23 protein-coding genes are annotated in these 26,046 nt (G+C 60.6%); 12 read left to right on the top strand and 11 right to left on the bottom strand.

Going from position 1 to position 26,046, the window contains the following annotated elements; all coding sequences use genetic code 11:
- Nucleotides 1-166: 166 nt before the first annotated feature.
- From GTU76_RS02150 to GTU76_RS02125, 6 genes are read right to left on the bottom strand one after another with little or no spacing between them, the layout of a single operon-like run.
- A complete protein-coding gene (locus tag GTU76_RS02150) occupies nucleotides 167-2,110 on the bottom strand; it encodes a response regulator (protein ID WP_180697963.1) in 1,944 nt (647 codons plus the stop codon).
- Nucleotides 2,100-2,975, bottom strand: a complete 876-nt coding sequence (locus GTU76_RS02145) for a sensor histidine kinase (protein ID WP_180697962.1) — start codon at nucleotides 2,973-2,975, stop codon at nucleotides 2,100-2,102. The genes GTU76_RS02150 and GTU76_RS02145 overlap by 11 nt, the downstream gene beginning before the upstream one ends.
- On the bottom strand, nucleotides 2,968-3,978 hold the full coding sequence (locus GTU76_RS02140) for an ATP-binding protein (protein WP_180698010.1): 1,011 nt from the start codon (nucleotides 3,976-3,978) through the stop codon (nucleotides 2,968-2,970). Before GTU76_RS02140 ends, GTU76_RS02145 begins: the two co-directional genes overlap by 8 nt.
- Nucleotides 3,975-4,379 carry an anti-sigma regulatory factor gene (locus tag GTU76_RS02135; RefSeq protein WP_077573175.1) on the bottom strand — a complete coding sequence of 135 codons (405 nt, stop codon included), beginning with the start codon at nucleotides 4,377-4,379 and terminating at the stop codon, nucleotides 3,975-3,977. Before GTU76_RS02135 ends, GTU76_RS02140 begins: the two co-directional genes overlap by 4 nt.
- Nucleotides 4,376-4,738 carry an STAS domain-containing protein gene (locus tag GTU76_RS02130; RefSeq protein WP_007912539.1) on the bottom strand — a complete coding sequence of 121 codons (363 nt, stop codon included), beginning with the start codon at nucleotides 4,736-4,738 and terminating at the stop codon, nucleotides 4,376-4,378. The genes GTU76_RS02135 and GTU76_RS02130 overlap by 4 nt, the downstream gene beginning before the upstream one ends.
- 4 nt (nucleotides 4,739-4,742) lie before the next feature.
- A complete protein-coding gene (locus GTU76_RS02125) occupies nucleotides 4,743-5,594 on the bottom strand; it encodes an STAS domain-containing protein (protein WP_180697961.1) in 852 nt (283 codons plus the stop codon).
- Nucleotides 5,595-5,843: 249 nt separating this feature from the next.
- Between GTU76_RS02125 and GTU76_RS02120 the strand changes: the two genes are divergently transcribed.
- Complete coding sequence (locus GTU76_RS02120; protein WP_180697960.1) at nucleotides 5,844-6,110, top strand: hypothetical protein; 267 nt, start codon at nucleotides 5,844-5,846, stop codon at nucleotides 6,108-6,110.
- Between the two features lie 293 nt (nucleotides 6,111-6,403).
- On the opposite strand, the gene GTU76_RS02115 is transcribed toward GTU76_RS02120, so the two are convergent.
- Nucleotides 6,404-6,925 (bottom strand): DUF4142 domain-containing protein, encoded by a 522-nt coding sequence (locus tag GTU76_RS02115; protein WP_180697959.1) that lies wholly within the window; start codon nucleotides 6,923-6,925, stop codon nucleotides 6,404-6,406.
- A 205-nt stretch (nucleotides 6,926-7,130) separates the two neighbouring features.
- Here GTU76_RS02115 and GTU76_RS02110 point away from each other — a divergent pair, with 205 nt between their 5' ends.
- Complete coding sequence (locus GTU76_RS02110) at nucleotides 7,131-7,373, top strand: HP1242/YdcH family protein (protein ID WP_016983385.1); 243 nt, start codon at nucleotides 7,131-7,133, stop codon at nucleotides 7,371-7,373.
- 109 nt (nucleotides 7,374-7,482) lie between these two features.
- On the top strand, nucleotides 7,483-7,647 hold the full coding sequence (locus GTU76_RS02105) for a hypothetical protein (RefSeq protein WP_180697958.1): 165 nt from the start codon (nucleotides 7,483-7,485) through the stop codon (nucleotides 7,645-7,647).
- 134 nt (nucleotides 7,648-7,781) lie between these two features.
- Here the strand turns inward: GTU76_RS02105 and GTU76_RS02100 are convergent, their stop codons facing one another.
- The 4 genes from GTU76_RS02100 to GTU76_RS02085 all read right to left on the bottom strand — a co-directional run bounded on the left by GTU76_RS02100 (nucleotide 7,782) and on the right by GTU76_RS02085 (nucleotide 13,135).
- Nucleotides 7,782-8,858, bottom strand: coding sequence for an SMP-30/gluconolactonase/LRE family protein (locus tag GTU76_RS02100; protein WP_180697957.1), 1,077 nt, complete (start codon nucleotides 8,856-8,858; stop codon nucleotides 7,782-7,784).
- Complete coding sequence (locus GTU76_RS02095; RefSeq protein ID WP_180697956.1) at nucleotides 8,855-10,000, bottom strand: SRPBCC family protein; 1,146 nt, start codon at nucleotides 9,998-10,000, stop codon at nucleotides 8,855-8,857. Before GTU76_RS02095 ends, GTU76_RS02100 begins: the two co-directional genes overlap by 4 nt.
- Before the next feature lie 111 nt (nucleotides 10,001-10,111).
- Complete coding sequence (locus GTU76_RS02090) at nucleotides 10,112-10,975, bottom strand: LysR family transcriptional regulator (RefSeq protein ID WP_175555705.1); 864 nt, start codon at nucleotides 10,973-10,975, stop codon at nucleotides 10,112-10,114.
- A 441-nt stretch (nucleotides 10,976-11,416) separates the two neighbouring features.
- On the bottom strand, nucleotides 11,417-13,135 hold the full coding sequence (locus GTU76_RS02085; RefSeq protein ID WP_180697955.1) for a hydrogenase maturation protein: 1,719 nt from the start codon (nucleotides 13,133-13,135) through the stop codon (nucleotides 11,417-11,419).
- Nucleotides 13,136-13,430: 295 nt separating this feature from the next.
- On the opposite strand from GTU76_RS02085, the gene GTU76_RS02080 reads away from it, so the two are divergent.
- From GTU76_RS02080 to GTU76_RS02040, 9 genes are all read left to right on the top strand, one after another.
- Nucleotides 13,431-13,937 carry a sigma-70 family RNA polymerase sigma factor gene (locus GTU76_RS02080; protein WP_034152323.1) on the top strand — a complete coding sequence of 169 codons (507 nt, stop codon included), beginning with the start codon at nucleotides 13,431-13,433 and terminating at the stop codon, nucleotides 13,935-13,937.
- A complete protein-coding gene (locus tag GTU76_RS02075; protein ID WP_180697954.1) occupies nucleotides 13,934-14,881 on the top strand; it encodes a FecR domain-containing protein in 948 nt (315 codons plus the stop codon). Before GTU76_RS02080 ends, GTU76_RS02075 begins: the two co-directional genes overlap by 4 nt.
- 91 nt (nucleotides 14,882-14,972) lie before the next feature.
- Complete coding sequence (locus GTU76_RS02070) at nucleotides 14,973-17,882, top strand: TonB-dependent receptor (protein ID WP_180697953.1); 2,910 nt, start codon at nucleotides 14,973-14,975, stop codon at nucleotides 17,880-17,882.
- Between the two features lie 271 nt (nucleotides 17,883-18,153).
- Nucleotides 18,154-18,630 carry an antitoxin Xre/MbcA/ParS toxin-binding domain-containing protein gene (locus tag GTU76_RS02065; RefSeq protein WP_180698009.1) on the top strand — a complete coding sequence of 159 codons (477 nt, stop codon included), beginning with the start codon at nucleotides 18,154-18,156 and terminating at the stop codon, nucleotides 18,628-18,630.
- Nucleotides 18,627-19,130 (top strand): RES family NAD+ phosphorylase, encoded by a 504-nt coding sequence (locus GTU76_RS02060; RefSeq protein ID WP_180697952.1) that lies wholly within the window; start codon nucleotides 18,627-18,629, stop codon nucleotides 19,128-19,130. The genes GTU76_RS02065 and GTU76_RS02060 overlap by 4 nt, the downstream gene beginning before the upstream one ends.
- Before the next feature lie 119 nt (nucleotides 19,131-19,249).
- Nucleotides 19,250-21,904: a TonB-dependent receptor gene (locus GTU76_RS02055; protein WP_180697951.1), complete on the top strand. Its 2,655-nt coding sequence runs from the start codon at nucleotides 19,250-19,252 to the stop codon at nucleotides 21,902-21,904.
- A 226-nt stretch (nucleotides 21,905-22,130) separates the two neighbouring features.
- The gene (locus tag GTU76_RS02050) at nucleotides 22,131-23,972 is read left to right on the top strand and encodes an extracellular solute-binding protein (RefSeq protein ID WP_180697950.1); all 1,842 of its coding nucleotides are present in this window, start codon (nucleotides 22,131-22,133) and stop codon (nucleotides 23,970-23,972) included.
- The gene (locus tag GTU76_RS02045; protein WP_180697949.1) at nucleotides 23,959-25,023 is read left to right on the top strand and encodes a microcin C ABC transporter permease YejB; all 1,065 of its coding nucleotides are present in this window, start codon (nucleotides 23,959-23,961) and stop codon (nucleotides 25,021-25,023) included. The genes GTU76_RS02050 and GTU76_RS02045 overlap by 14 nt, the downstream gene beginning before the upstream one ends.
- Nucleotides 25,023-26,045 carry an ABC transporter permease gene (locus GTU76_RS02040; RefSeq protein ID WP_180697948.1) on the top strand — a complete coding sequence of 341 codons (1,023 nt, stop codon included), beginning with the start codon at nucleotides 25,023-25,025 and terminating at the stop codon, nucleotides 26,043-26,045. Before GTU76_RS02045 ends, GTU76_RS02040 begins: the two co-directional genes overlap by 1 nt.
- The last annotated feature ends 1 nt before the right edge of the window (nucleotide 26,046 follow it).

The following is a 26,046-nucleotide window of genomic DNA, read 5'->3' as shown; positions in this document are numbered from 1 at the left end:
ATCAGTACACAAGCCCCCTGTGGGAGCGAGCCTGCTCGCGAAAGCGGAGTGTCAGTCACAGATGAAGTCACTGATTTGACGCCTTCGCGAGCAGGCTCGCTCCCACATTGGATCGGTAATCGACAGAAGTATCTGTGGGAGCGAGCTTGCTCGCGAAGGCATTAGATCAGGCACCATCAAGGGTTCGGCGGACCTTGTCGAGCAGTTCACTGATCTGAAACGGCTTGACCAGCATGTCCATGCCACTGCCGAGAAACACCTGACGATTGATCGCCGTTTCCGCATACCCGGTCATGAACAGGATCGGCAGTCCCTCGCGCCAACCCCGCGCCACATCCGCCAACTCCCGGCCGCTCATGCGCGGCAGGCCCACGTCGGTCAGTAGCAGGTTGATTGACGAGTCGTTCTGCAATCGCTCCAGCGCCGTTTCGATATCCGCCGCCTGAGTGCAGCGATAGCCCGCGTCTTCCAGCACTTCCGTGACAAACATGCGCACCGACGGCATGTCTTCGACTATCAGCACATGCTCACCACTGCCTTGCGGATCGACCACCGGCGCGGGGATGTCGGCGCCTGTCGGGTCGGTGGTGGCCGGCAACATGATGGTCACTTCGGTGCCACGTCGCGCCACACTGCGGATATGCGCGTCACCGCCCGACTGGCGGGCAAAGCCATAGATCGTCGACAACCCCAGTCCTGTGCCCTGACCCAACGGCTTGGTGGTGAAAAACGGATCGAAGACCTTATCGATGACGTTGTGCTCGATCCCGGTACCGTCGTCGCGCACCGACAGCGCCACATAAGCGCCGTCGGCCAGATTCGGATCGCCGTGGGAGTACGCGGCGTAGGTGTTGACCCAGATATTGCCGCCCGCCGGCAGCGCATCGCGGGCGTTGATCACCAGATTCAATACTGCGCTTTCCAGCTGCACCGGGTCGACCAGGGCGATGGCCGGTTTGCTGGTCAGTTCAAGCTTGAGGCTGATCCGTTCACCGATGGTGCGCACCAGCAATTCTTCCAGCGAACGGACTTGGTCGTTGATGTCTACGGGCCGCGTATCCAGCGGCTGCTGACGGGCGAAGGCGAGTAAACGATGAGTCAGGGACGCGGCACTCATCGCCGAATTCAGCGCCGCTTCGCTGTAAAACTGCACCTTGTCCAGACGCTGATCGGCGACTCGTTTCTGGATAAGTTCGAGGCTGGTGATGATCCCGGTCAGCAGGTTGTTGAAGTCGTGGGCGATACCGCCAGTGAGCTTGCCCAGTGCGTCCATCTTCTGCACTTGCAGCAACTGCGCCTCGGCGCGCGCACGTTCGGCGACTTCCTTGGCCAGTTGCGTGGTGGTGTCATCCAGACGCGCCAGATGCGAGCGCTCGCGATGGCGGTGTTCGGTAACGTCTTCGACGAACACCAGGCTCAACTCTGGCGTGCGGTACGGTGAAATCTGCCACTCGGTCTCGCGAATTTCACCCTGCACGCGCATGTTCAGCGTGCCTTTCCAGCGTTCGCCATCGACCAGGCGCAGACGCAGCTCATTGAGGATGGCGCTCTGCTCCTCGGCGAAGCATTCACGCAGGATTTTCGGGTCCTGATTGTCGAGAATCAGTTGGGCGAAGGCCTGGTTGCACTCATGCACCTTGAGGCTGGCATCGAGCACTGCGATAGGTGCGGACACATTGGCGAAAATCTCGCGGAATCGCGCTTCACTTTCGCGCAGGGCATTTTCCGTGTCGCGCACCCGCAACAGCGTACGCAGGGTGGCCAGCAGCACGTCCGGGTCGACCGGGTGAATCAGGTAGGCGTCGGCGCCCGCATCGAGGCCGGTGATGATGTCACCGGTCTGGATTGACGCCGCAGATACGTGGATCACTGGCAGCAACGCCGTGCGTGTGTCCGCACGCAGGATACGCACGATGTCGAAACCGCTCATGTCCGGCAGATTGACGTCGAGAATCAACGCATCGAGCGCTTCACTGTCGATCAGCGCGAGCCCGTCGCCGCCGGTACCGGCCTCAAGGACTTCGTAACCGTGGCGCTCCAGCCGTCGCCGCAGGGCGTAGCGGGTGGCAACGTTGTCGTCGACGATCAACAGGCGGATGTCACGTTTCATCGACGTTCTCCAGAGCGATCGCCAGTGGAATGACCACGAAGAAGGTCGAACCGACCCCCGGCGTGCTTTCCAGCCCGACTTCACCGCCGAGCAGGGCCGCGAAGCGTTTGCACAGTGACAGGCCCAGCCCGGTGCCGCGCAGACGTTTCTGCAGCGGCGAGTCGACCTGGGAAAAGTCCTCGAACAATGCGCCATGTAGCTCTGGTGCGATACCGATTCCGGTGTCGCTGACGGCAAAACGCACCTTGTTCACGCCTTCGAGGCGCGCGGACACCCGCACTTCGCCACGGGTGGTGAACTTCAGTGAATTGGAAATGAAGTTGCGCAGGATTTGTCCGAGTTTCTTGTCGTCGGTGTACAGGCGCGGCAAACCGACCGGTTCTTCGAAAATCAGGTCCACGGCGGAGGCATCGACAATTGGCCGGAACATCCCGCGCAGCGCCGAGAACAGGTCGAACATGTCGAACCACGCTGGGGAAATCGTGATGCGCCCGGCCTCGATCTTCGCCAGATCGAGCAGGTCATCGACCATGTCGCTCAACTCGCGGGCAGCGGTGCTGACGAACGCTACCTGCTTGTGTTGTTCAGGGCTGAGCGGGCCGTCGAGTTCGTCGGCGAGCAGGCTGTTGATGCTGAGAATCGAGCCCAGTGGCGTGCGGAACTCATGGCTCATGTACGACAGGAAACGGCTTTTCAAGTCCGAGGCCTGGCGCAATTCCTCAGCCTGTATATCGAGTTCGGCGTACAGGGCCAGCACACCCTGGTTGGTTTCATCGAGTTCTTCGCGCAGGGCTGCAGTCTCGCTCTGCAACTGCGCAATCAGTGCGGCCTGTTCGGCACTGCTCAGAATCGGCGACTCAGCCATGGGCGGCCTCCAGGGCAACGACCAGCACCGTTACATCATCGCGCCCGCGACAGAAGTCGCGGTGCAGGACGCTGGCTATCACGGCGGGATGGCGGTGCACCAGACCGGGGTAGTCTTGAAGGTTCCAACGGGACTGCAAGCCGTCGCTGTACATGATCAATAGATGTCCGTTCACGTGAGCATAGTCAAAAGGCCGGGCTTTCCGATACTGCACGCCGACAATGCCTGGGTGCGAGGCCAGTCCACGTGACTTGTCGGCGTTGATCAGACTGGCGCCGATGTTGCCGACGCCGGCAAAGGTCAAGTGGTCGCGCCGCGCATCGAACTGGGCGAACGCGACAGCGCCGCCGCGAGTGCCGATCATGTCGCGGTGCATGTCCTCCATCAGCATCACCGGCTCGGCGAAGGGCGTCAGGGCGAAGGTTTCCGCGCCAGCGCGGCCGGCGCGTTCGGCATCTTCTCCGTGACCGAGACCGTCGATGATCAGCGCGCTGATGCTGCCGTTGTCATACGCCAAGTGCCAGACATCGCCGCAAGCAGGATCGTTGTGCAGCGAGTGCTGGCTGACGCCAAAATGCATGTCCGGTTCGCGATCCGAGCGTGGATAAAACCGGGCCAGTAATACTGCGCCACGGGCATCGGCGTACACATCAAACACTTCGGTCTGACGCGATATCGAGCCGAGACCGATGCCCTGGGTGCCTCCGGTCGAAAACCCGTCGGCCATACAGGCCTGCAGATCAAACCCCTGAGCACGGTCGATGGCGAGCAATTCAATGCCAAAACCATTGGCGCGCGGCAACACCCGCAGGTGCATTTCACCGTGGCTCGCGTGCTTGAGCACGTTACTCGCCAACTCCGTAGCCACCAGAGCCACGCGTCCGGCATCGCGCTCGTCAAAGCCATGTTGTTCGGCCAGTTGTTGCGCCGTGCGCCGTGCGTGGCCGATCTGGCTGCTGTCTTCGATCAGTAAAACCTGGGTCATCGACCCGCTGATATTCATGTCCATCGGGTAATCGTTATTCGTGTGCCCTTGCCGGGCTCTGTTTCAAGTTCGAACTCTTCGACCAGGCGCTTCGCCCCGGTCAGGCCCAGGCCCATGCCGCTGCCGGAGGTCCAGCCGTCGGTCATCGCCAGTTTCAGGTCGGGAATGCCCGGGCCTTCGTCGCGGAAGGTCAAGCGCAGACCGACCTTGTGATCCTCATCGAGAATCTGCCAGTCCATGTCGCCGCCGCCACCGTAAACCATGGTGTTGCGCGCCAGTTCGCTGACCGCCGTGACCATTTTCGTCAGGTCGATCAGGCGCATTCCGCATTCGGTGGCCAGTTTGCGTGCGGTCTGGCGCGCGAGCACGACATCCTGCTCGATGTGAATGGGTTGAGTACCGCTGCTGCGTACGGTCATTGCCGGTCTACTCGTTCCTGCAGCAGTTTCATCCCGCGCTCGACATTCAGTGCGGTGCTGACGCCGGGCAAGGTCAGGCCGAGTTCGACCAAGGTGATCGCCACTGCCGGTTGCATGCCGACCAGCATGGTTTCGGCGTCCATGATTTTCGACAGGCCGGAGATTGTGCTGATCATCCGGCCAATGAATGAGTCGACCATGTCCAGCGCCGAGATGTCGATCAGCACGCCCCGCGCCGAGGTCTTGCTGATGCGCTCGGACAAGTCGTCCTGCAAGGTGAGGGCGAGCTGGTCATGCATGTCGACCTGAATGGTCACCAGCAGGAACTTGCCCATCTGAAGAATCGGAATTCTCTCCATGGGTTCAGACCGCTTTGCCGATGCTGATGCCCAAACGGGTCAGGGCCAGTTTCAGCGCGTCGGCCAGATTGGCCTTGGTCACCACGCCTTGCAGGTCGAGGCCAAGGTGGACGATGGTCTGCGCGATTTGCGGACGTACGCCACTGATGATGCAGTCGGCGCCCATCAGGCGGATTGCGGTCACGGTTTTCAGCAGGTGTTGCGCGACCAGGGTGTCGACGGTCGGCACGCCGGTGATGTCGATGATGGCGATTTCCGAACCGGTGTCGACGATGCGTTGCAGCAGCGATTCCATCACCACTTGCGTGCGCTGCGAGTCGAGGGTGCCGATCATCGGCAGCGCCAGGACGCCGTCCCACAGCTTGACCACAGGGGTCGACAGCTCCAGCAGTTCTTCCTGTTGGCGCTTGATCACCGCCTCGCGGGATTTCTGGAAAGTGCGGATGGTGTGCATGCCGAAGGCGTCGAGCAGTTCGGAGACTTCCCAGAGCTGTTCGGCGAGCAGCGCTGGCTGGTCTTTGTAGTGATTCTGGAGCAGGTTAAACAGCGGGCCTTTGAGGGCGAAGATGAAGCTGGCGGTCTGTTGCGAATCCTGGCCGAGCAGGGCGCGGCTGTGGGAGAGTTTTTCGAGAAACTGGCGGGTGGTTTCCCAACCCTGTGCGGCAATGTTGTTGCCGTTGTCGTTCTCGAGGCCACTGACCACTAATTGCAGGAACTCTGTGGTCTGTTGCTGCAGATCGTGATCTTTGAGGTTACGCGTGGCGCCGCTGGCTTGCAGGCCGTTGATCCATTCGCCCAGCAGTTGTGCTTGTTTGTTTTTCATCGCATCGAGTGTGCTGTTCTGCAGTGCTGCCATGTGCCTGTTGCTCCGTCGCGAATTGGGGGGCGATCGTGAAAATGATCGCCGCGAAGTGATCGACATTTGCCGTTCGAAATAGTTGTTCGTTCTTGCACGTATATTTTTGATCTGGCGCAAGGAACGTCCCGGTAACTCTAGTCGGCGTGGCCGGGCGCGGCGAAGTTTTGAACGTTGGCGTGGGGCAGGCTTCGAATCTTCAAGGCCCGGCGGGTTTGCGCCGGGCTGGTTTTGACGAACGAGGTGGTCATGAACGAGCAAAAGAATCAGCAGAGTCAATCTGGCGAACCGATTAACCGCAACGATCCAGCGATTGACCCGCAGGTGCCGGGGCAACCAGCGCCGACGCAGCAGCAGGGCGAGGATGGTCAGGCGCAGAGTGCGGATCCGGTAGTGGATCAAAAGAACACGCACACCGACAACGACAATGAATTCAGTCCGGGCTTCGAACCGCAGCCGGATCGGGCGAAGCCGGGGGAGGAGACGGATGCCGATATTGATACGGATGGCGGTTGATTTTCGGCGGATACGACAAGGCCGCATCTTATGGATGCGGCCTTTTTTTGCTTGAGTCTGGTGGTGTGGCTGAGATCGATCCCCCTCACCCCAACCCTCTCCCCCAGGGGGGGCGAGGGGGAAAGGGAGCCGATCTCGGTGCCTTTCAAAAGCTGAGCTCAACTCGAAATCTCAAGTCGGCGGCTGTTCGGAACCTGAGTTCGACTCAAGACTTTCAAGTCGGCGTAGCTCAAACATCCACCTCGGTCGGCTCCCTCTCCCTCCGGTAGAGGGCTGGGGTGAGGGCAAGCCTTTTATTTGCTCGGATGTTTGGCCTGCAATTCCTTGGCAGCCGCGAGATGTTTTTCCAGCGCCGGCAGCATTTTCTGTGCAAACGCCTTCAATTCAGGGGCACCTTTAACCTTGTCATCCGTCACGGTATTGGCTTCTTTCTTGAACAGCTCGATGGTCTCTTCGTGCGCCTTCACTTGATTGTTGGCGTACGCCGCGTCGAAAGACTCATCGCGCACTTCGAGGATTTTTTCCTTGGCCTGTTTGACCAGGGTCGTGGTGTCTGGAACTTCGATGTCGTTTGCCTTGGCAATGGTCGCCAGCTCATCGTTGGCCTTGCCATGGTCGGTGATCATCATGTTGGCGAAGGCCTTGATGTCAGCCGATTGACTTTTTTCCAGGGCCAGACGACTGGTTTCGATTTCGGCAATGCCACCGGCCGCGGCGTTATCGACAAAGTCATTGTCAGTCGCAGCAAACGCGCTGCCCATACCGCTGCTCAAAGCGACAGCCAAAACCAGATGACGCAGGTTGAATCCGTCCATTGTGTATCTCCACGCAGTTTTTGTTGGTGTTAACCCAATGGAGGGATTGCGGCGAGCAAAGGTTTGATCGCATTTGCGACAGGGCGACGAACGGGCACCGCTGGTCTGACAGGTGGTCGACAGAACCATGCAACCGAGGCCATTCTGATAACTGGCCAGCGCAATCGGTCGCGTTGGCCAGCCGATCAACTGACGGAGGTGTTCCATGCCGGTGACCCATGATCTGTTACAGGATTTGAAGCTTACGAAGGAAGAGATCCAGCAAAAACGCACCGCGGATCCACATCTGGACGCACTGATCAACAAGTACTCCCAGGCGGACGCCGAAGTAGTCAAGGCCGAGACTGCGACCTCGGATGCTCCCAGCGACGACACGCTGAAAAAACTCAAAGAAAAGCGCTTGCAGGTCAAAGACAAGATCGTCGAACAATTACAGGCGCGAACCTGAGGCCCTGTTGATCCGCCGACCTGCGGTAGCGGATTGACGGGAACGACAGCCACGACCGGCACCTCGAATGTACAGAGTCTTTCATCATCGACTCTTTGCGAGGTGCCTTATGAACGATCCCAAATTCCCCGGTGAAGAGCAGGGCGCTTTCGACCCGGTTCCCACGCATCCCGAACCGAACAGCCCGGCGCATACCACGGCCAACCCCGAAGAGCCGGATGAGGATCTGCCTGAAGACGAAGATCCGGACAAGTTCGACAAGTCCAGCAACTGACAGACCGCCTTCGCGAGCAAGCTCGCTCCCACAGAGATATCTGTTGGCCACAAATGCTGTGACCAGCAAATAACCCTGTGGGAGCGAGCTTGCTCGCGAAGGCGTCTGCCCATGCAACACAGAATCCGCATGGCTCACTTCAGCGCCGCATCCAACGGCATCCGCGCCATATGCGTGGCCTTCAACGAGCCAAAGTACAACCACGGCCCGTACTCGCGAACCGTGGTAATCGGCGAGTAATTGCCATTGCTCGCATCCTGCAAATTGGCAATCACCTTGCCCTCCAGGTCCAGCCCCAGCACAAATCCGCGTTTTTCCACTGGTTTGGGTAAAACAGTCAGCGCCCGCACGATCATCTTGCGCACGAACGGATGCCCGGCCGTACCGTCGAGCAAGACATTGCGCGGCGCGTACAACGCCACCCAGAACCGGTTACTGCCATTGAACGCGAGGTTGTCCGGCAGCCCCGGCAGGTTGTCGATAAACACATCGTGAGTGCCGGCTTTCGGCCCGGTCAGCCAGTAACGGCTGATGCGGTAGGCACCGGTTTCGTTGACCAGCACATAGGCGTCGTCCGGGCCGAGGGTCACGCCGTTGGCGAACTCAAGCTTATCGAACAGGACACTGGTTTTGCCGCTCTGGAAGTCATAGCGCAGCAGGCGTCCGTCGCCGCCGTGCTCAATGATCGCTTCGCCGTCATGGCCGTAGCCCCAGCGGCTGGAGGCATCACTGAAATAGGCGTAATGCCCGGACTTGTCGATGGCCACGTCATCAGTGAAACCGAAGGCCAGGCCATTGGACTCCGTGGTCAAAGGAACCAGCTGACCCTGCGCATCAAGGGACAACAAGCCCTTGACCCCATCAGCGATCACCAGCATGCCGTTCGGGTGCCGGGCCAACCCCAGCGGGCGACCACCGGTGTCGGCGAGGACTTTGCGTTGCTGGCCGTCGAGGCTGGTACGGATCAGTCGGCCGTCGTGCAGCCCGGTGATCAGGAAGTCACTTTCCAGCAGCAACGCTTCCGGTCCTTCGATGTCGCTCGGCCCGACCTGCGCTGCGGCTTTGAGTTTCTGATTCTCGGCGTAAATGCCTTCTGTCAGCGATGGCGCTGGCGGCGGCGTCCAGGCTACGGGTTCGACTCTGGTCGGCATCAACAATAAAAACCCGATGACGATGAGCACCAGCAGCAATAGCAGATGTCGCAGCTTCACGCGCTGGCCCTCGCCGAGGCCAGGTACTGGGCGGCCATGTCACGCAGGGCCAGCATCGATGCGGCGGATTCGCGCTCGATGCGGCGTTTGAGCAGCAAGTGATTGGCGATGCGCATGCCCAGCCCGGCGAAACGATAATCCAGCGTGCGCACAAATCGCGTGCCGCTACCTTCGGCGGCGCATTCATAGGTCAGCAGCAATGACAATCCATGATCACCTTGCGCCCGCGCGGACCAGCGTCGGCCGGGCAAGTACTCAGTGACTTCCCAGCTCAAGTGGCCTTCACGGCCGCCGGCATGAATGTCCTCTTCAAAGCGCGCGCCGGCATGCAGCGGGCCGTGTGGGCCGTCGATTTTCAGCGACGACGGGTGCCACTCCGGCCAGCGGTTGACACTGGCGGCGTAGGCCAGCACGGCAATGGGGTCGCCAGCGATATCGATCGTGTGCTGCATGCGGGTCATGGGCATTCTCGCGTAGCTCAAAGGGGTGGTTTCCGGCCCCCAGTACAGGGTGCCGAACAGGTAGTCCATCAGCGGCAGAACGATGTTGAAGTTGCGCTCCTGCATGCGCTCGCGGCGGTGATGCAGCTCGTGCAGGAGGCGCATCTGACGGATCCACGGCAGGCGGGTCAGCGGGTTTTGCGGCGGTAGGTGTTCGCAGGCATGAAACACTTCGTAAGTCAGATAACCGAGCACCATGCAGCCGCCGAACAACCCGGCGACGTTGGCGTTTGCTTGTGCGAGCAGCCACCACAGCGGCAGGGTAATCACCAGCGTGTGCAGCACGATCAGCCACGCCGGGAACAGAATCACCCGCCAGTCGCGGGGACCGTCGTAGGTCATATGGCCGGGGGTGAAGAAGCTGTGATGATCACCCGCGTGCCGGGCGTAGAACATTTTCGCGAAGGTCTTTTTGTGGTGGCCGAGATGGCGGTGGACCATGTACACGCCGAAGTTGAAGAGGAGCAGGGTCAGCGGTACCGTCAGCCATTCCAGCAGACTGACCTGCTGCACACTGCTCCAGAATGAACCGATGGCCAGCGCGCCGAACAGCAGCACGAACGTACCGTGCAGCCACGGGTTGTACCGCGGATGAATGGCCGCTCGGTAGCGGCTGCGAAATGCCTCGGTGGTCTGCCTCACTGCATCACCTGCGGGGATTGTTGTTATACCCGGCAGATTAGCCGATCCGGCCATTTGTGCTGCCCGGACCTCGGTGTCACTTGCGCCATGATCGGCTGTAAAGCCGCCGCTTCAGCTCAACGGGTTCCAGCGTTGCGACCAGTCATCATCGGTGCGGATCACTTCGCGCAGCAGATGGAAGGCTTGCTGCAGCGTCGTCGAATCGCGATCGCGTGAGTAGACAAGGTAGGTCGGATAGCCGAATTCCGGGGCTTTGGTCACCGCTTCGAGGGCGCCGCTTTCCAGATAGGTGCGCACCACACGGGTGCGGAAGTAGCCGCTGCCGCCGTGTTCGAGAATGTATTGCAAGGCCAGCGGGCCGAGGTTGAAGCTTAGCGCCGCTTTGGCTTTTTCCGGCAGGGCGGCGTCATGCTGGCGGCGGAAGTCCGGGCCCCAGTCGATATAGACGTAGGGATCAGGGCGATCGGGCGCGCGCACCAGAATCAGTTTTTCTTCCAGCACTTGCTCGACCTGCAATCCCGGCCAGTATTCCGGCTGATAGACCAGCGCCGCGTCGAGCACGCCGAGTTCCAGTTGGCGCAGCAGGTTTTCGCCGTCGCGGATTTCCATGCGCAGGGCGTGCCCGGGAATCTTTTCGCGCAGCTCCGCCGCCCAACTGAGCATCAACGGGTTGCACAGGCTGACTTCGCCGCCGATATGCAACACGTTGTGGTAGCCCTCGGGCAGCGGCAGATCACGGCGCGCGGCTTCCCAGGTCTGCACCAGTTGATTGGCGTAGACCACAAAGGCCTCGCCATTGGGCGTCAGTTTCGCCCCGGCGCGGTTGCGCACGAACAGCGTGCTGCCCAGCTGACTTTCGAGCTTTTGCACCCGGGCGGTGATCGCCGTTTGCGTGACGAACAGCTTCTGCGCGGCCGCGGCGAGACTGCCGTGACGGACGATTTCCAGAAAGGTGCGAGCGAGGTCGATGTCCATGGGCGGGCCGGTGTTTGAGGTGTCGGGCATTGTAAAGGCAAAAGCCCCTCACCCTAACCCTCTCCCCGAGGGAGAGGGGACTGACCGAGGTGTCTTTCGTCATACATCGACCTGAAAGATTGAAGCGATTATGAATTCAGTAGAGATCGTTCATGTCGGCGAACCTCTAAAGCATCCCCCAATCAGTTCCCTCTCCCTCGGGAGAGGGCTAGGGTGAGGGGAAAACAGTCACCGCAAAATCAACTGGCCAACTCGGTCACCCGCGCCCACTCCTCGATCAACCGCGTCGGCGTGTCTTGCGGCATACATCGACCTGAAAGACCGAGTCGATTATGGATTCAGAGCAAGACCCTCAGGTCGGTGTAAATCCCCAATATCCCCGGCTCAGTTCCCTCTCCCTCGGGAGAGGGCTAGGGTGAGGGGAAAGCAGTCACCGCAAAATCAACTGGCGAACTCGGTCAAACGTACCCGCGCCCACTCCTCGATCAACCGCGTCGGCGTGCCACACACCTTGCGCTTGTAGACAAAATTTCGGCACTTCTCGGCAAATTGATTGCGGTTGTACAGCATGTCTTCCTGCATCTCCTGCAACTCGGTTTCGCGGCATTGCTGGATCAACGCCTGATCAACCCGCGCCTTGCGCTCGCGCACCGCCGCATAGGTCGGATCGCTCAATACGCCGTTGGCCCGTTGCAGCAACCACAGAGAAAACTCGTCCGGGCAACGTGGGCCGATTTCCTGAACCATGCCCAGTTGCCACGCCTGCACCGCGCTCACCGGCAGGCACGCCTGGGTCAGTTGTTCGGCCATCGCCGGGCCGACGGCGCGGGGCAGGCTGTAAGTCCAGTATTCGGAGCCGTACAAACCCATGCTCTTGTAATGCGGATTGAGCACGACATCGGCGCGGGCAAACACAATATCGGCCGCTAGTGCGAGCATCACACCACCGGCGCCCGCGTTGCCGGTAACGCCGCTGACCACCAGTTGCCGGGCCGTCAGCAGTTCTGCGCAGACATCGTCGATCGCCTGAATATTCGCCCAGGCTTCGGCGCCCGGGTCCTGCGCGGCTTGAATCACGTTCAAATGCACGCCGTTGGAAAAGCTGCCGCGCCCGCCCTTGATCAACAACACTTGCGTATCACGGGATTTGGCCCAGCGCAGCGCGGCGACCATGCGCTGGCATTGCTCGGTGCTCATGGCGCCGTTGTAGAACTCGAAGGTCAGCTCGCCGACGATGCCGGATTCGCGATAACGCAGTGGTTGATAGGCTTCTTCGCTGAACGGCTGTGTGGCGATCGACCAGTCCAGTACCGGCACGTTGGCCAATTGCTCGGCCAACAGGTGCCGCGCCGGTTGCTTGAAGGTTTCTTCTCCGGGTTGCGGTTTGCGTCGCAACGAACCAATCCACAAACTCTGATCACCGGCCGCGACCAGCACCGCATCGTCATGCACCGCGAGAATCTCGCCGGGCATGCCGCTGCGCGAATCGAGGTGTGCGTCGTACACGTAATACTGACCACCGGCCAGGCTCGCCAATACGCCGGGCTGGCCGTCGGCAGCATCGATGCAGCGTTTGATGAAACGCGCGCAGTCGTGCCAGCTGAAACTGCGGTCGACCTGTTTCATGTTCGGCTGCAAGCGCCCGCGCACTTTTGCATTGGCATAGTCGAGGACAACCGGTTCAAAGCCCTCGATGAATTTCTCCACCACTTCGCGTATGCAGCGAATCGCCGCATCACTGACCCGGCCGTTGTACAGCTCGGATTTGCGCAGGCCCGACGGCAGATTGAATTCGCAGGTGGCCCACACCGGACCGGCGTCCATTTCCTCGACCGCTTGCAACGCGGTGACGCCCCAGCTCGGCAGCTCGTTGGTAATCGCCCAGTCGAGGGCACTGGCGCCGCGATCGCCGACGATGCCGGGATGAATGATCACCACCGGACGCTGCGCATTGCTCCACAGTGCTTCGGGCACACGGTCCTTGAGGAACGGGCAGATCACCAGATCGGCGCCGCTGTGTTCGATCTGTTCGCACACGGCGTTTTCATCGGTAAACAGCACGACGCTGGGCGAGTGCCCGGCCGCGCGCAGTTCCAGCCACGCACGTTGGGTCAGGCCATTGAACGCTGACGACAGCAGAATGATGTTGAGAGGTCGCATGCTTGCTCTTCCTTGAGTGGGTTCAGCCACGGCTCTCGGTGGCCGTCCCTGGCTTTCGATGGAGCGGCGAGATTAATCAGTGGCCGGCCACGCGCCAGTGATCGAGGTCAACGTTCTGTCAGCCAATGTTTCTGCGGCGACGAAGCGGCTTATGCTCAATGGTTTGCTTGTGGTGATTTTTTATTACTTCAAATGTCTTCGAGGCTATTGCACAGTCGCGCCTGATCAGAGCCGGACGATCCCGGCAGAACGGTGGTTTTTCGCAGCGGGTGGGACCCGTTTCAGGGAGCAAGGCATGGGTGGGTACAACCCGCATTACCAGATCATTGGGCAGATGTTCCAAAAGGACTATCGCTGGCTGTGCGCTGCCGTTGGCCGCACGTTGGGTTGCCCGCACAGTGCGCAGGACATCGCCTCGGAAACCTTTCTGCGGGTGCTGGCATTGCCGGACCCGACAGCCATTCGCGAGCCGCGCGCGCTGCTGACCACCATCGCCCGGCGGCTGGTCTACGAAGGCTGGCGTCGGCAGGACCTTGAGCGCGCCTATCTGGAAAGCCTGGCGTTGGCGCCCGAGCCGGTGCATCCGTCTCCGGAAGAGCGGGCGCTGGTGATCGAAGCGCTGCTGGCGGTCGATCGCTTGCTCAATGGGCTGTCGGCCAAGGCCAAAGCAGCGTTTCTCTACCACCAGCTCGACGGTTTGACTTACAGCGAGATCGGCGAGCGCCTCGGCGTGTCGACCAGTCGCGTGCAGCAATACATGGTCGAAGCATTCAAGCGCTGCTATCAGGCGATGCAGGCATGAGGCCGGACGATGCGGTGATCGACGAGGCCGCGCAATGGCTGGCGTTGTTGCAGTCGGGCGAGGCGGGCATGGCCGAGCGGGCCGCATTCGAGGCGTGGCGCGTTGCCGATCCTCGCCATCAACAGGTCATCGAACAAATGGGCGGCGGCCTGAATCTGCTGCGCAACCCGAGCCTGCGCAACGTGCCGCGCAACAGTCTGTTGCACAGCCTCAATGCACCATCGAGCCGTCGACGCTTTATCAGCGGCAGTTTGAGTGTGCTCGGCATTGCGCTGTTGGCCGGGCTGCTCGGAAGGCGCTACGGCTGGCTGCCGGAGACGGGGGAGTTGGCGACCGGAACCGGTGAACGACGTGACTTCACACTCGCCGACGGCAGCGCTTTAACGCTCAATGCACGCAGTCGAGTGGTGCCTTTGTTCGATCACCAGCAACGCTTGCTCGCGTTGCGCAGTGGTGAATTGTTGGTCGATGTGGCGAAAGAGTCGGCGCGGCCGTTTGTGGTCGAGACCGAGCATGGCCGCATGCGGGCGCTGGGGACGAAGTTTCTCGTGCAGCACAACGAGGAGGCGACGCGCTTGGTGATGCTTCATTCGCAGGTCGAAGTGGTCAGCGCAGGCGGTGCTCGGCAAGTGGTGCAGGCAGGCGAAAGTCTGTTGTTCAACGGCGCCGGACTGTTGTCGCTGGAACGCAGCAACGGTCAGGAAAGTGCCTGGGTGCAAGGTCGCCTGGAAGTGCGCGACCGGCCTCTGCGCGAGGTCATCGACAGCCTGCGCCGCTACCGGCGCGGCATCTTGCACCTGAGTCCCGATGTTGCGGATCTGCGCCTCAGCGGCCTCTATCCGCTCGACGACAGCGACCGCACGTTGCAACTGCTGGAGCGCTCGCTGCCGATTCACGTCACGTGGCACAACCCGTACTGGGTCAGCATCGACGCGCGGTTATAAACCCATAACTTCTTGGCCTAATCGCCGCCCTATAAAAAGCGCCGGCCCGCTGCTCATTCCCTGCAGATGCCTCCAAAAGGGAAACCCTTCGATGTTCTCAATCAAACAACAATTACCTCGATTGACCCTCGCCGCTGCGTTGGCGATGGGCCTCAGCCCATTGCTGGCGATTGCCCAGGAGCCGGCAGCTGCACTGTTCAGCTTCGACATTGCCAGCGGGCCGCTCGACGAAGTGCTGCTGGACATCTCGCGGCAGAGCGGCGTACCGATTTCCTTCAGTCAGCAACTGGTGCAAGGCAAACGCAGTGCGGCGGTGCGCGGGGCTTTGGGCGGTCGTCAGGCAGTGGAAAAGGCCTTGCTCGGCAGTGGTCTGCAAGTCGAACAAAGCGCCCAGGGTTTAACGGTTCGCGCGGCCGATGTGCCGGCGAAAGTCACAGCCGTGGCGCCGGTCACCAGCGCCGATTACCGCATGGAAAAAGTCACCGTCACCGGTTCGCGCATTGCCCGCGCGCAGAGCGATGGCGCCACACCGGTCAACGTCATCACCCACGAAGAAATGGAAGCGCGCGGCTACAAAAACGTCTACGACGCCTTGGCGACACAAACGCAAAACACCGGCATGACCCAAGGCGAAGATTACGGCAACACCTGGCAACCGGCGGCCAGCGCACTCAACCTGCGCGGCCTCGGCCCGAACCATACGCTGGTGCTGATCAACGGCCGCCGCGTCGCCGACTACCCGACGCCGTACGACGGCAAGGTCAACTTCACCAACCTGGCGAATATTCCGTCGGCAGTCATCGAACGTATCGAAATTCTCAGCAGCGGCGCCTCGGCGATTTACGGTTCGGACGCGATTGCCGGGGTGGTCAACATCATCCTCAAGGACAAGATCAACGGCGTCGACGTCAACCTCAAGGGCGGCACCAGTGAGCGCGGCGGCGGTGACAACCAGCGCTTGCAGATCAGCGGAGGCGGCAGTTGGGGGGATTTTGACGGCTTGTTCGGTCTGGAGCTGACTAACCGCGATCCGATCTGGGCCGATGACCGTGGCTTTATGCAAAACGGCCCGCTGGCGGACGTCGGTTACCGCCGCGACCTGAGCAACAGTCGTTATCTGGGACCGGGTTGCGGTGCTTATCAGGGCACCTTCGACAACAAACTGGTCAACAGCGGCGGGCGCTGCCGCACCGACCAGATGTACAACGATTACTGGACTGTGCAGACCCAGAAGGAAAACTACGACGGCTACACCCGTGGCACCTGGCATTTCAGCGACAGCGGCCAGGTCTTCGCCGATTTGATGTACGGCCTCGACCATATCCAGAACAACACACGCGGGCCGACCTTCACCTCGCCGGATTTCATCAACCAGAACAGCGGCAATCTGGAGCGCTGGTATCGACGCTTCGGCGAAGAGGAAATCGGTGGCCGCACGAGCAACAACAGCAAGTGGCGCGATACCTCGTGGACCGGCACCCTCGGACTCTCGGACAAGATCGCCGACACTGGCTGGAGCTACGATCTGGCGGCCAATCGTTCGGAATATCGCAGCGTCAGGACAACGCGTTATACGCCACTGTCGTCGATCCAGGATTTCTACCTCGGCCCACAGCTCGGTGTCAGCGGTGGTTACCCGGTGTTTGCTCCGGATGCCTCGCGTCTCGACCGGCCGCTGACACCGCAGGAATGGCAACAGTTTCGCGGCAACCTGACCCAGAGCAGCAAATCGGTGTCGACCAGTTACAACGCCTCGGTCAATGGCGATCTGTTCGATCTGCCGGCCGGGCCCGTGGGATTCGCCGGGGTGCTGGAGGCGGGCAAGCAGGAGTATCGCGTTGACCCGGACGATGGCCTTAACGACGGCACTTTTTACGGCGTGAGCCCACAGCAAAGTTCCGGCGGCTCGCGCAAACGCTATGCGGCGGGCGGCGAGTTCAGCATTCCGGTCACCGACACGATTCTGGCGACCGCCGCCGGGCGCTGGGACCAATACAAATTCAGCGGCCGCACCGAACAACAGAAGACCTACAACCTCGGGCTGGAATGGCGCCCGGTAACCAGCCTGTTGCTGCGCGGCAGTTATGGCACCAGTTTCCGTGCGCCGGACCTGAACTACATCTATCAATCCGACAGCAACGGCTACTATCCGGCGCAGATCGATTACTACGGTTGCAGCCAGGGCGTGGAGGGCGCGTGTGATCGTGGACGGGTCGATTACACCCAGAGCGGCACCGCTAATCTGGAGTCGGAACGCGGCAAATCCTGGACCTACGGGTTTGTCTGGTCGCCGTCGCGCAACTTCGATTTCTCCACCGATTTCTGGCGCGTCGAGATCGATGATCTGCTGACCACCGTCGATGAAAACCGCTTGCTGCAACAGGAGAACGAATGCCGCAATGGCACGCAGGACATCAACTCGGCCAATTGCCAATCGACCCTGGCGCGCATCGATCGCAACGCTGGCAATGCCGCGGTCGATCCCAACCAGTTGCAGCGCGTTCGGGTCAATGCGATCAACGCCGCCAGCGAGCGGGTCAGTGGTCTGGACTTCAAGAGCAATATCCGCTGGGGTGCCGGGCAGTACGGCGCGTTCAGTTCGGCGCTGGGCTATACCCTGGTGCTGTCGCACTACTACAAGGAATCGGAAGAGGCGCCAACGCAAGACTGGCGCACTTCACGCACCAACTACGACTGGCGCAGCAAGGTCAACGCCAGCCTGACCTGGGATTACCAGAAAGCCACGGCGACGCTGATGGGCATTCGTTACGGTTCAGTCACCAACGGCGCAGGAGACGGGCGTCTGTCGCCGTGGACGGTGTTCAACGCCAGTGCGCGTTACAAACTCAATGACCGGGCGAGTGTCGGGCTGACCGTGAACAACGTGCTCAATCAGATCAAACACGATGACTCGGCGGGTTGGCCGTATTACCCGACCGGCAACTATGACCCGTACGGACGGCAGTGGTGGCTGGATGTGAGTTATCACTTCGGCGGATGATGGCAGGCATTTCGCGTTTTACGTCCTACGGAAAACGGCGGGTTTTGCGGCAAACAGGGGATATTTCCGACGACCTTTTCAGGTTGGTCGTCGGAAGCGCGATCTATAGCATCGGACCTGACATTGAAGTCGCTGAGCGGCTTGAACGCTCAGGCTCCCAGATCAAGGATCTATTATGCGTACCCCACACATCGAACATGAAACCCCTGTTTATTCCCTGCGCAACTTCTGGATCGACGATCGCGCCAGATGCCCCATGGAGGATGTCGCGATGCCCACATCAAAAGCACCCCGGCTGACGTTGCTGAAGAAGGCCGAGGGAAAACCTGTCGATTTGCTCGTGCACGGCCAGGACCTCGGTGATGATGCCATGCTGATTGTCCGCCTTACCGACGAGGGCTTTGAGCTGAGCGACGTCGTCAACATGCTTTCAACTTCCGAAATGTACCTGCGCGAAGACATGGTCAAACGCATCACCGGCAAATCTGTCAGAACCGTGCAGCGGCTGTTGAAGAAAGGCAAACCGGTACGGCTTGACTCGCAACAGAGTGTCGTCGCCTACCAATATGCGCTGGTGCTGGAGATGGCCACTCGGGCGTTCGGGGGGCTGCCACAGGCGGAAATATGGATGCAGAAGTCGACCCCTTACCTTAACGGCTACGTGCCGTTGGAATTGACCCGTCATCCACTGGGCTTCCAGATGGTCGAGCAATACTTGTGTCGGGTCCTGTACGGGGGTTACCCATGAATCCCTTGCCCTGGGAAGGACAGTGGTATGGCTGGCGCCTGGATCAGGAGGCCTACGGAGACACGTGGGACAGCGGGATGGGTCCAAAACTGAAGGGCGGTCGATGGAACGCGCCTGGCCGGCGAGTCGTCTATGCATCTGTCGACCCGTCCTCGGCCATTCTGGAGGTGGCAGCCAATAACAGTTTTGATGCACTGGACAGAGAGCCTTATGTGCTGACGTGCTTTGAGGTCATCGGCGATGCACGGGTCAAAGTCGTTCAGCCCGAAGAGGTGCCGAATCCGTACTGGTTGAGTCCCGCGTGGCCGTCGCCCAATCAACAACGGTTTGCCGACGCATTACTGGATGAACATCCGTTTGTCCTGATTCCCTCGGCGGCAACTCGCCACTCGTGGAATCTGCTGGTGAGCTGCGACCTCGCAGCGGGGCAGTTCAAAATGGTCTCTCAAGAACGTTTTGGTCTGGATACACGGTTGCTGAGGGACATGGCATCGGCTTGATATCGAGGCATGGCTTTTTTTTGCATAACCTCAGCACCCAACAGTCTAAATCGCCCTCTATAAATACTTATTCGTCATCGCACATCCCTGCATAAACCAAAACGCAGGGATGGCTGTTCATGATTCAGTTTTCACCCGTCAAATCACCTTTGAGCCTGGCCTTGCTGCTGGCAATCAACACACTGCCGGCGATCGCCGCCGACAGCACGGCAACTGAACCGACCACCCAACTGCAACGGGTCGAAGTCACGGGGACGGCAATCCGCCGGGTCGATGCGGAAACCGCAGTGCCGGTCACCATCCTGCGCGTCGAAGAGCTGCGCGAGCAGGGTGTTACTACCACGGAGGAGCTGGTCAGTCGCATTTCCGCCAACCAGTCTTCAGTCGGCTCCGGGCGTTCGGTGGGGTCGAGCAGTGGCGGCGCGTCGTATGCCGACTTGCGCGGTATCGGCGCGAACAAGACATTGGTACTGCTCAACGGCCGGCGCCTGAGCAACAACGCCACCAACGCAATCAATGGCTCCGGTGTCGATCTCAACACCATTCCGTTCGCGGCCATCGACCGGGTCGAGGTGCTGCGCGACGGCGCCTCGGCGCTGTATGGCACCGATGCGATCGGCGGGGTGATCAACTTCATCACCAAAACCAGTCTCACCGAGGGGCAGATCAGCACCAATTACGACACGCCGACGCATTCGGGGGGCGGTGAAAGTCGAAACTTCAGCGGCAGTTGGGGCTTCGGTGATTTGCAGGATGATCGCTTCAACGTGTTCGGCGTGGTCAGCTACGACAAACAACAACGTCTGGCCGCCGAAGATCGCGGTTACACCTACAACTATCAGCCCAATCGCGGGCTCGACTACACCTCCGGCACCGCATCGCCGGCCAACTGGAGTCAGGGCAGCAATGCCACCAACCCTTTGGCCGGTTCCGGCTGCAACGCACCGGGTTTGCTGGCACGCAACGGTATCTGCCGGCAAAGCCTGTGGAATTACCTCGATCTGGTGCCGGAAACGGAGAAGACTTCGGCCTTCGCCAAAGCCACCGGCAAGCTGTCGGACGATCACAACGTCAGCCTCGAATACTTTTGGGCGCGCAACGAAAACCGCACGCAAATCGGCCCCGGCACGTTGATGGGCAATCAGGTCAACCCCGGCACGGCGTTCTATCCGGGCAACGGCATCACGCCCGGGCCGAACGGCTTCGCCCTCGATCCGACGCAAGCGGTCGACGTCAACTGGCGTGAAACCGCCGTCGGTGCGCGCCAGCATGAAGACGACAACACCAGCCAGCGCTTGCTTTTGAGTTTCGACGGCACGCTGGTCGGCTGGGATTACAACCTCGGCGCCTCGTACAACCAGAACAAAGTGGTCAACAGCATTCAGGACGGCTACGTCAATGACCGTGCCGTCAGCGCCGGTATTGCCGACGGCGTGATCAACCCGTTCGGCCCGCAGACGGCTGCCGGTTCGGCGCTTTTGGCGGCCAACGCGGTGGACGGCGATTACGCCACGGCGGTAGGGCGGGTCAAGGCCATCGACGGGCGCATCAGTCGTGAAATCGGCGACTGGTTCGGTGCCGGCCCTTCGGCATTGGCGCTGGGCGGCGAGTATCGCAAGGAAGACTTCCATCAGGATTTCGCCGCATTTGCCGGCGACGTGCAAAGCCTCGGTGTTGATCCGAACGGCAGTGTTGCCGGGGATCGCAGCGTCTCGGCCGAATACGCCGAGGTCAATGTGCCGGTGCTCGACAGCCTCGAACTGTCCGCCGCCGTACGCCACGACAAGTACAGCGACTTTGGCAGCACCACCAACCCGAAATACTCGTTCCGCTTCCAGCCGTTCAAGGAACTGGTGGTGCGCGGTGCCTACAGCGAAGGGTTTCGCGCGCCATCGTTGTATGAGTTGTACAACCCGACGTTCAGCAGTTTCACCAACGCCAACTACAACGACCCGCGGTTGTGCGCTGGTGGCAATCCGAGCAATGGCGGCATCGCCAACCGCGACTGCGCGCAGCAGTTCAATCGCACCAGCGGCGGCAATACCGACTTGAGCCCGGAAACCGCACGCAACGTCACCCTCGGGTTTGTCTATCAACCATTCGAGCGCCTGAGCGCCGGGCTGGATTTCTGGTGGATCGACATCGCCAACCAGATTGCCGAGTTCCCCGAATCGGCGGTGTTCGAGAATCCTGAGCTGTACCCGGATCGCTTGGTGCGCAAGGCGGATGGCTCCATCGATCACATCGTCACCGGGCTGGCCAACCTCGGCAAGATCAAGACCAACGGCGTCGACGTCAGCTTTGATTACCGTCTGCCGAGCACACCGTACGGCAACTTCGGCATCGGTCTGCAAGGCACTTACGTCACCCGCTATGACTACCAGCAACAACTCAAGGGCGATTACATCGACAAGCTGGGTGATTTTCGTGGTGGCGACTTTGCCTCGGCGGGCGCCGTCGCGCGCTGGCGGCACAGCCTCACCGGCAGCTGGAATTACGGCCCGTTCGGCGCTGCCCTGACCAACCGTTACACCAGCGGTTACCACGACTCCGATCGCGACACTCACGATTACGTCGGCTCGTACAACGTCTGGGACCTGGCCGGCACCTACACCTGGCGCAAGACCCTGAGCGTGACCCTCGGCGCGAAAAACCTGTTCGACCGCGAGCCACCGTTCAGCAACCAGACGTACACATTCCAGAGCGGCTACGACCCGAAATATGGCGATCCGTTTGGGCGGACGCTGTACACGCGGGTCAGTTACAAGTTCTGAAAATGATCAGCGATGACGGGTTTTAGTCACCTATTGATCTAAGGCCTGCCCTATAAAAATCGCCGGCCTGTTGCACATCACAGGTAGGCAGAAGGTGTGTTGAATGCACTGACGCTTTCGCGAGCAAGCTCGCTCCCACAGGGACTTGAGTTCACTGAAGACCCATGTGGGAGCGAGCTTGCTCGCGAAGAGGCCGTCAGCGACACCGTGTAAAAGGATCTGCCCTATGTTCTCCAGGCTCATTTTATTCAGCGCTTTCGCGCTTCTAACACCGTTCAGTTGGGCCGCCCCGCAACCGGCGTTAACCGTCTACGGCGAACCCGCCAAATACGCCCCCGACTTCCAGCACCTGGCCTACGCCAATCCCGACGCACCGAAGGGCGGCAGCCTGCGCCGGTCTTCGCTGGAAAGCGGCCCGTTCGACCACCTGATTCCTTACACCGACAAAGGCACCGGCGTGGCCGATATCGATGGCTGGCTCTATGCGCCGCTGGCCTATCGCAGCAAGGACGAACCCTACAGCGTCTACGGTCTGGTGGCGCAGCAGATGGAGCTGGATCCGGATCGCCGCTGGATACGTTTCTACCTGAACCCGAAGGCGCGTTTCGACGACGGCACGCCGATCACTGCCGAAGACGTGCGCTACACCTTCGAACTGTTCACCACCCAGGGCAGTCTCAAATACCGCCAGCAGTTTCGCGATGTCGCTGAGGTCGTCGTCGAGTCGCCGACGCAAGTGCGCTTCCTCTTCAAGAACAACGACAGCCGCACCTTGCCGCTGGACCTGGCGACACTGCCAGTGCTGCCCGAACATTGGTGGCGCACGCGGGATTTTGCCGAGGGCGGCGGTTTCGAGATTCCGCCGGGCAGCGGCCCGTATCGCATCCGCGCGGTAGATGCGGGGCGCAGCGTGAAATTTCAACGGGTGCAGGACTGGTGGGCCAAGGACCTGCCGATCACGCGCGGCCTCTACAACTTCGATCAACTGAGCGTGGAGTTCTTCGCCGACACCGACGTGTCGCGGCAGGTACTCAAGGCCGGCGGCTTCGATTACAACCGCGAGTTCTCGGCCACCAGTTTCACCATCGGTTACGCGGGGGCGGCGCTGGAGCAAGGCAAATTGCTCCGTGAGCACCTCGCGCCCGGTGCTGCGCAAGGCGCGCAGGGCTTTGTGTTCAACCTGCAAAAACCATTGTTTCAGGATCGTCGGGTGCGTCAGGCGATCGCCCTGCTCTGGGATTTCGAATGGAGCAACCGCCAGATGATGCGCAGCATGTACCTGCGTCAGCGCAGCTTCTTCTCCCACAGCGCACTGGCGGCCACTGCATTGCCGGATGCCGAAGAGCTGAAGATTCTTGAGCCATTGCGCGGACAGATTCCCGGTGAAGTGTTCACCACGGTGTTTCAAGCGCCGAAAACCGACGGCAGTGGCAATATCCGCGCTGAACAATTGCAGGCACTGAAACTGCTCGAAGACGCGGGCTGGAAGCCGCGCGGCGATGAATTGGTGAACGCCAATGGCGAGCCGCTGCACTTCACCTTCCTCAATGGCCAGAAGGGCTTCGAGCGACTGTTGTTACCGTTCAAGCGCAATCTGGCGCAAATCGGCATCGGCTTCGATATCCGTCAGGTCGACACCGCGCAATACACCAACCGCGTGCGTAATCGTGACTACGACATGATCGTCGCCGGTTATCCGGTGAGTCAGGCGCCGGGGCGCGAGATGTTCAATTACTTCGGTTCTGAGGGCGCCGCTGATCCCGGCTCGAACAATTACATGGTGCTGCGCGATCCGGCCGTCGATGCACTGCTCGAAGGGCTGGTGCAGGCCGACAATCGCGAAAGTCTGCTGCGCCATGCTCATGCGTTGGATCGGGTGTTGCAGTGGGGCTATTACTGGGTACCCAACTATTACCCGCCGGGAATATCCACGGTGTGGTGGAACCGCTTCGGCCGACCAGCGATTGCGCCGCTGTACGACGCCGGTCTCGACACCTGGTGGGAAATCAGCCCGACTGCACTGACGTCAACCCAAACGCACAAGGAGTACAGCCATGTGGGGTTATAGCCTGCGGCGTCTGCTGCTGATCGTGCCTACCTTGCTGGCGATCCTGCTGGTCAATTTCGTCATCGTCCAAGCCGCGCCCGGTGGCCCGGTCGAGCAGGCCATTGCGCGTTTGCAGGGGATTGGCGTGGGTGCAGCGGTGGGTTCTAGCCATGTCGAAACCGTCGGTGGCGAATCCCGCGCCACCCGCGGACTCGACCCGAAACTGGTGGCCGATATCGAGCGTCAGTACGGCTTCGACAAACCCGCCAGTGAGCGTTTGTGGTTGATGCTTAAAAGCTATGCGCGACTGGATTTCGGCCAGAGTTTCTTTCGCGGTGCCAGCGTCACGGAGCTGATCTGGCAGAAACTGCCGGTGACCTTGTCGCTGGGCCTGTGGGCGACGTTGATCACCTACCTGGTGTCGATTCCGCTGGGCATTCGCAAAGCCGTGCACAACGGCTCGGCGTTCGATGTCTGGAGCAGTGTGGCCATCATCATCGGTTATGCGCTGCCCGGATTTCTCTTCGCGCTGCTGCTGATCGTGGTGTTTGCCGGCGGCACGGCGCTGGACTGGTTTCCGGTACGCGGGCTGGTCTCGGACAACTTCGCCGAGCTGTCGCCGTGGGCCAAGGTGGCCGACTATTTCTGGCACTTGGTGCTGCCGGTGATTGCCTTGGTCATCGGCGGTTTCGCCACGTTGACGATCCTGACCAAGAACAGCTTTCTCAACGAGATCTCGCGCCTTTATGTGGTGACCGCGCGCGCCAAAGGGCTGAGTGAACGGCAGGTGTTGTACGGCCATGTGTTTCGCAACGCGATGCTGTTGGTCGTCGCCGGTTTGCCGCAAGCGTTGGTGACGGTATTTTTCGGCGGCTCGCTGCTGATTGAAGTGATCTTTTCCCTCGATGGTCTCGGTCGCCTGAGCTACGAAGCGGCGGTCGCCCGCGATTACCCGGTGGTGTTCGGCTCGCTGTTTATCTTCACCTTGTTCGGCCTGCTGATAAAACTGCTCGGCGACCTTTGCTACACGCTGGTCGACCCGCGCATCGACTTCACCGCGAGGGCTGCCTGATGCTGACATTGTCTCCAATCGGCCAGCGTCGCTGGGCGCGGTTCAAGGCGCATCGGCGTGGCTGGTGGTCGCTGTGGCTGTTTCTCACGCTGTTCGGCGTGAGCCTTGGCGGTGAACTGGTGGCCAACGATAAACCGCTGCTGGTGGCGTATCAGGGCGACTGGTATTTCCCGGCGTTCAAGCGCTACACCGAGCAGGATTTCGGCGGTGAGTTGCCGTTTCAGCCGGACTATCGCAGCGCGCAGGTGCGGCAATTGATCGAGGGGCAGGGTGGGCGGCTGTGGTTCGCGCCGATTCCGTTCGCGTTCGACACGGTCAATTACGACCTGACGGAGCCTGCGCCGAGTCCGCCCAGTGGCGACGACTGGCTGGGCACTGATGATCAGGCGCGCGATGTGCTGGCGCGGGTGATTTTCGGCACGCGCGTGTCGCTGCTGTTTGCCTTGGCGCTAACGGTGGCGAGTGCGCTGATCGGTATCGCCGCCGGGGCGTTGCAGGGTTACTACGGCGGTTGGGTCGATTTGATCGGTCAGCGCGTGCTGGAGGTGTGGTCGGGGCTGCCGGTGTTGTACCTGCTGATCATTCTGTCCGGGTTTGTCGAGCCGAATTTCTGGTGGTTGCTGGGGATCATGGCGCTGTTTTCCTGGTTGAGCCTGGTCGATGTGGTGCGGGCCGAGTTCCTGCGCAGTCGCAGTCTGGAGTATGTGAAAGCCGCACGGGCGCTGGGTGTCGGTGATGCGCAGGTGATCGTTCGGCACATCCTGCCCAATGCCATGAGCGCAACGCTGACCTATTTGCCGTTCATTCTCACCGGGGCGATCGCGACCTTGTCGGCACTGGATTTTCTCGGTTTCGGCATGCCGGCCGGCAGTGCTTCGCTGGGTGAGTTGATCGGCCAGGGCAAGAATAATCTGCAAGCGCCATGGCTCGGTTTGACCGCGTTCTTTGCCTTGGCGCTGATCCTTTCACTGCTGGTATTCATCGGCGAGGCCTGCCGCGATGCGTTTGATCCAAGGACTTGAT

It is taken from the genome of Pseudomonas crudilactis (assembly GCF_013433315.1).
GTDB classification, from domain to species: Bacteria; Pseudomonadota; Gammaproteobacteria; order Pseudomonadales; family Pseudomonadaceae; genus Aquipseudomonas; species Aquipseudomonas crudilactis.
This window is presented reverse-complemented; position numbering and strand designations above follow the sequence as displayed.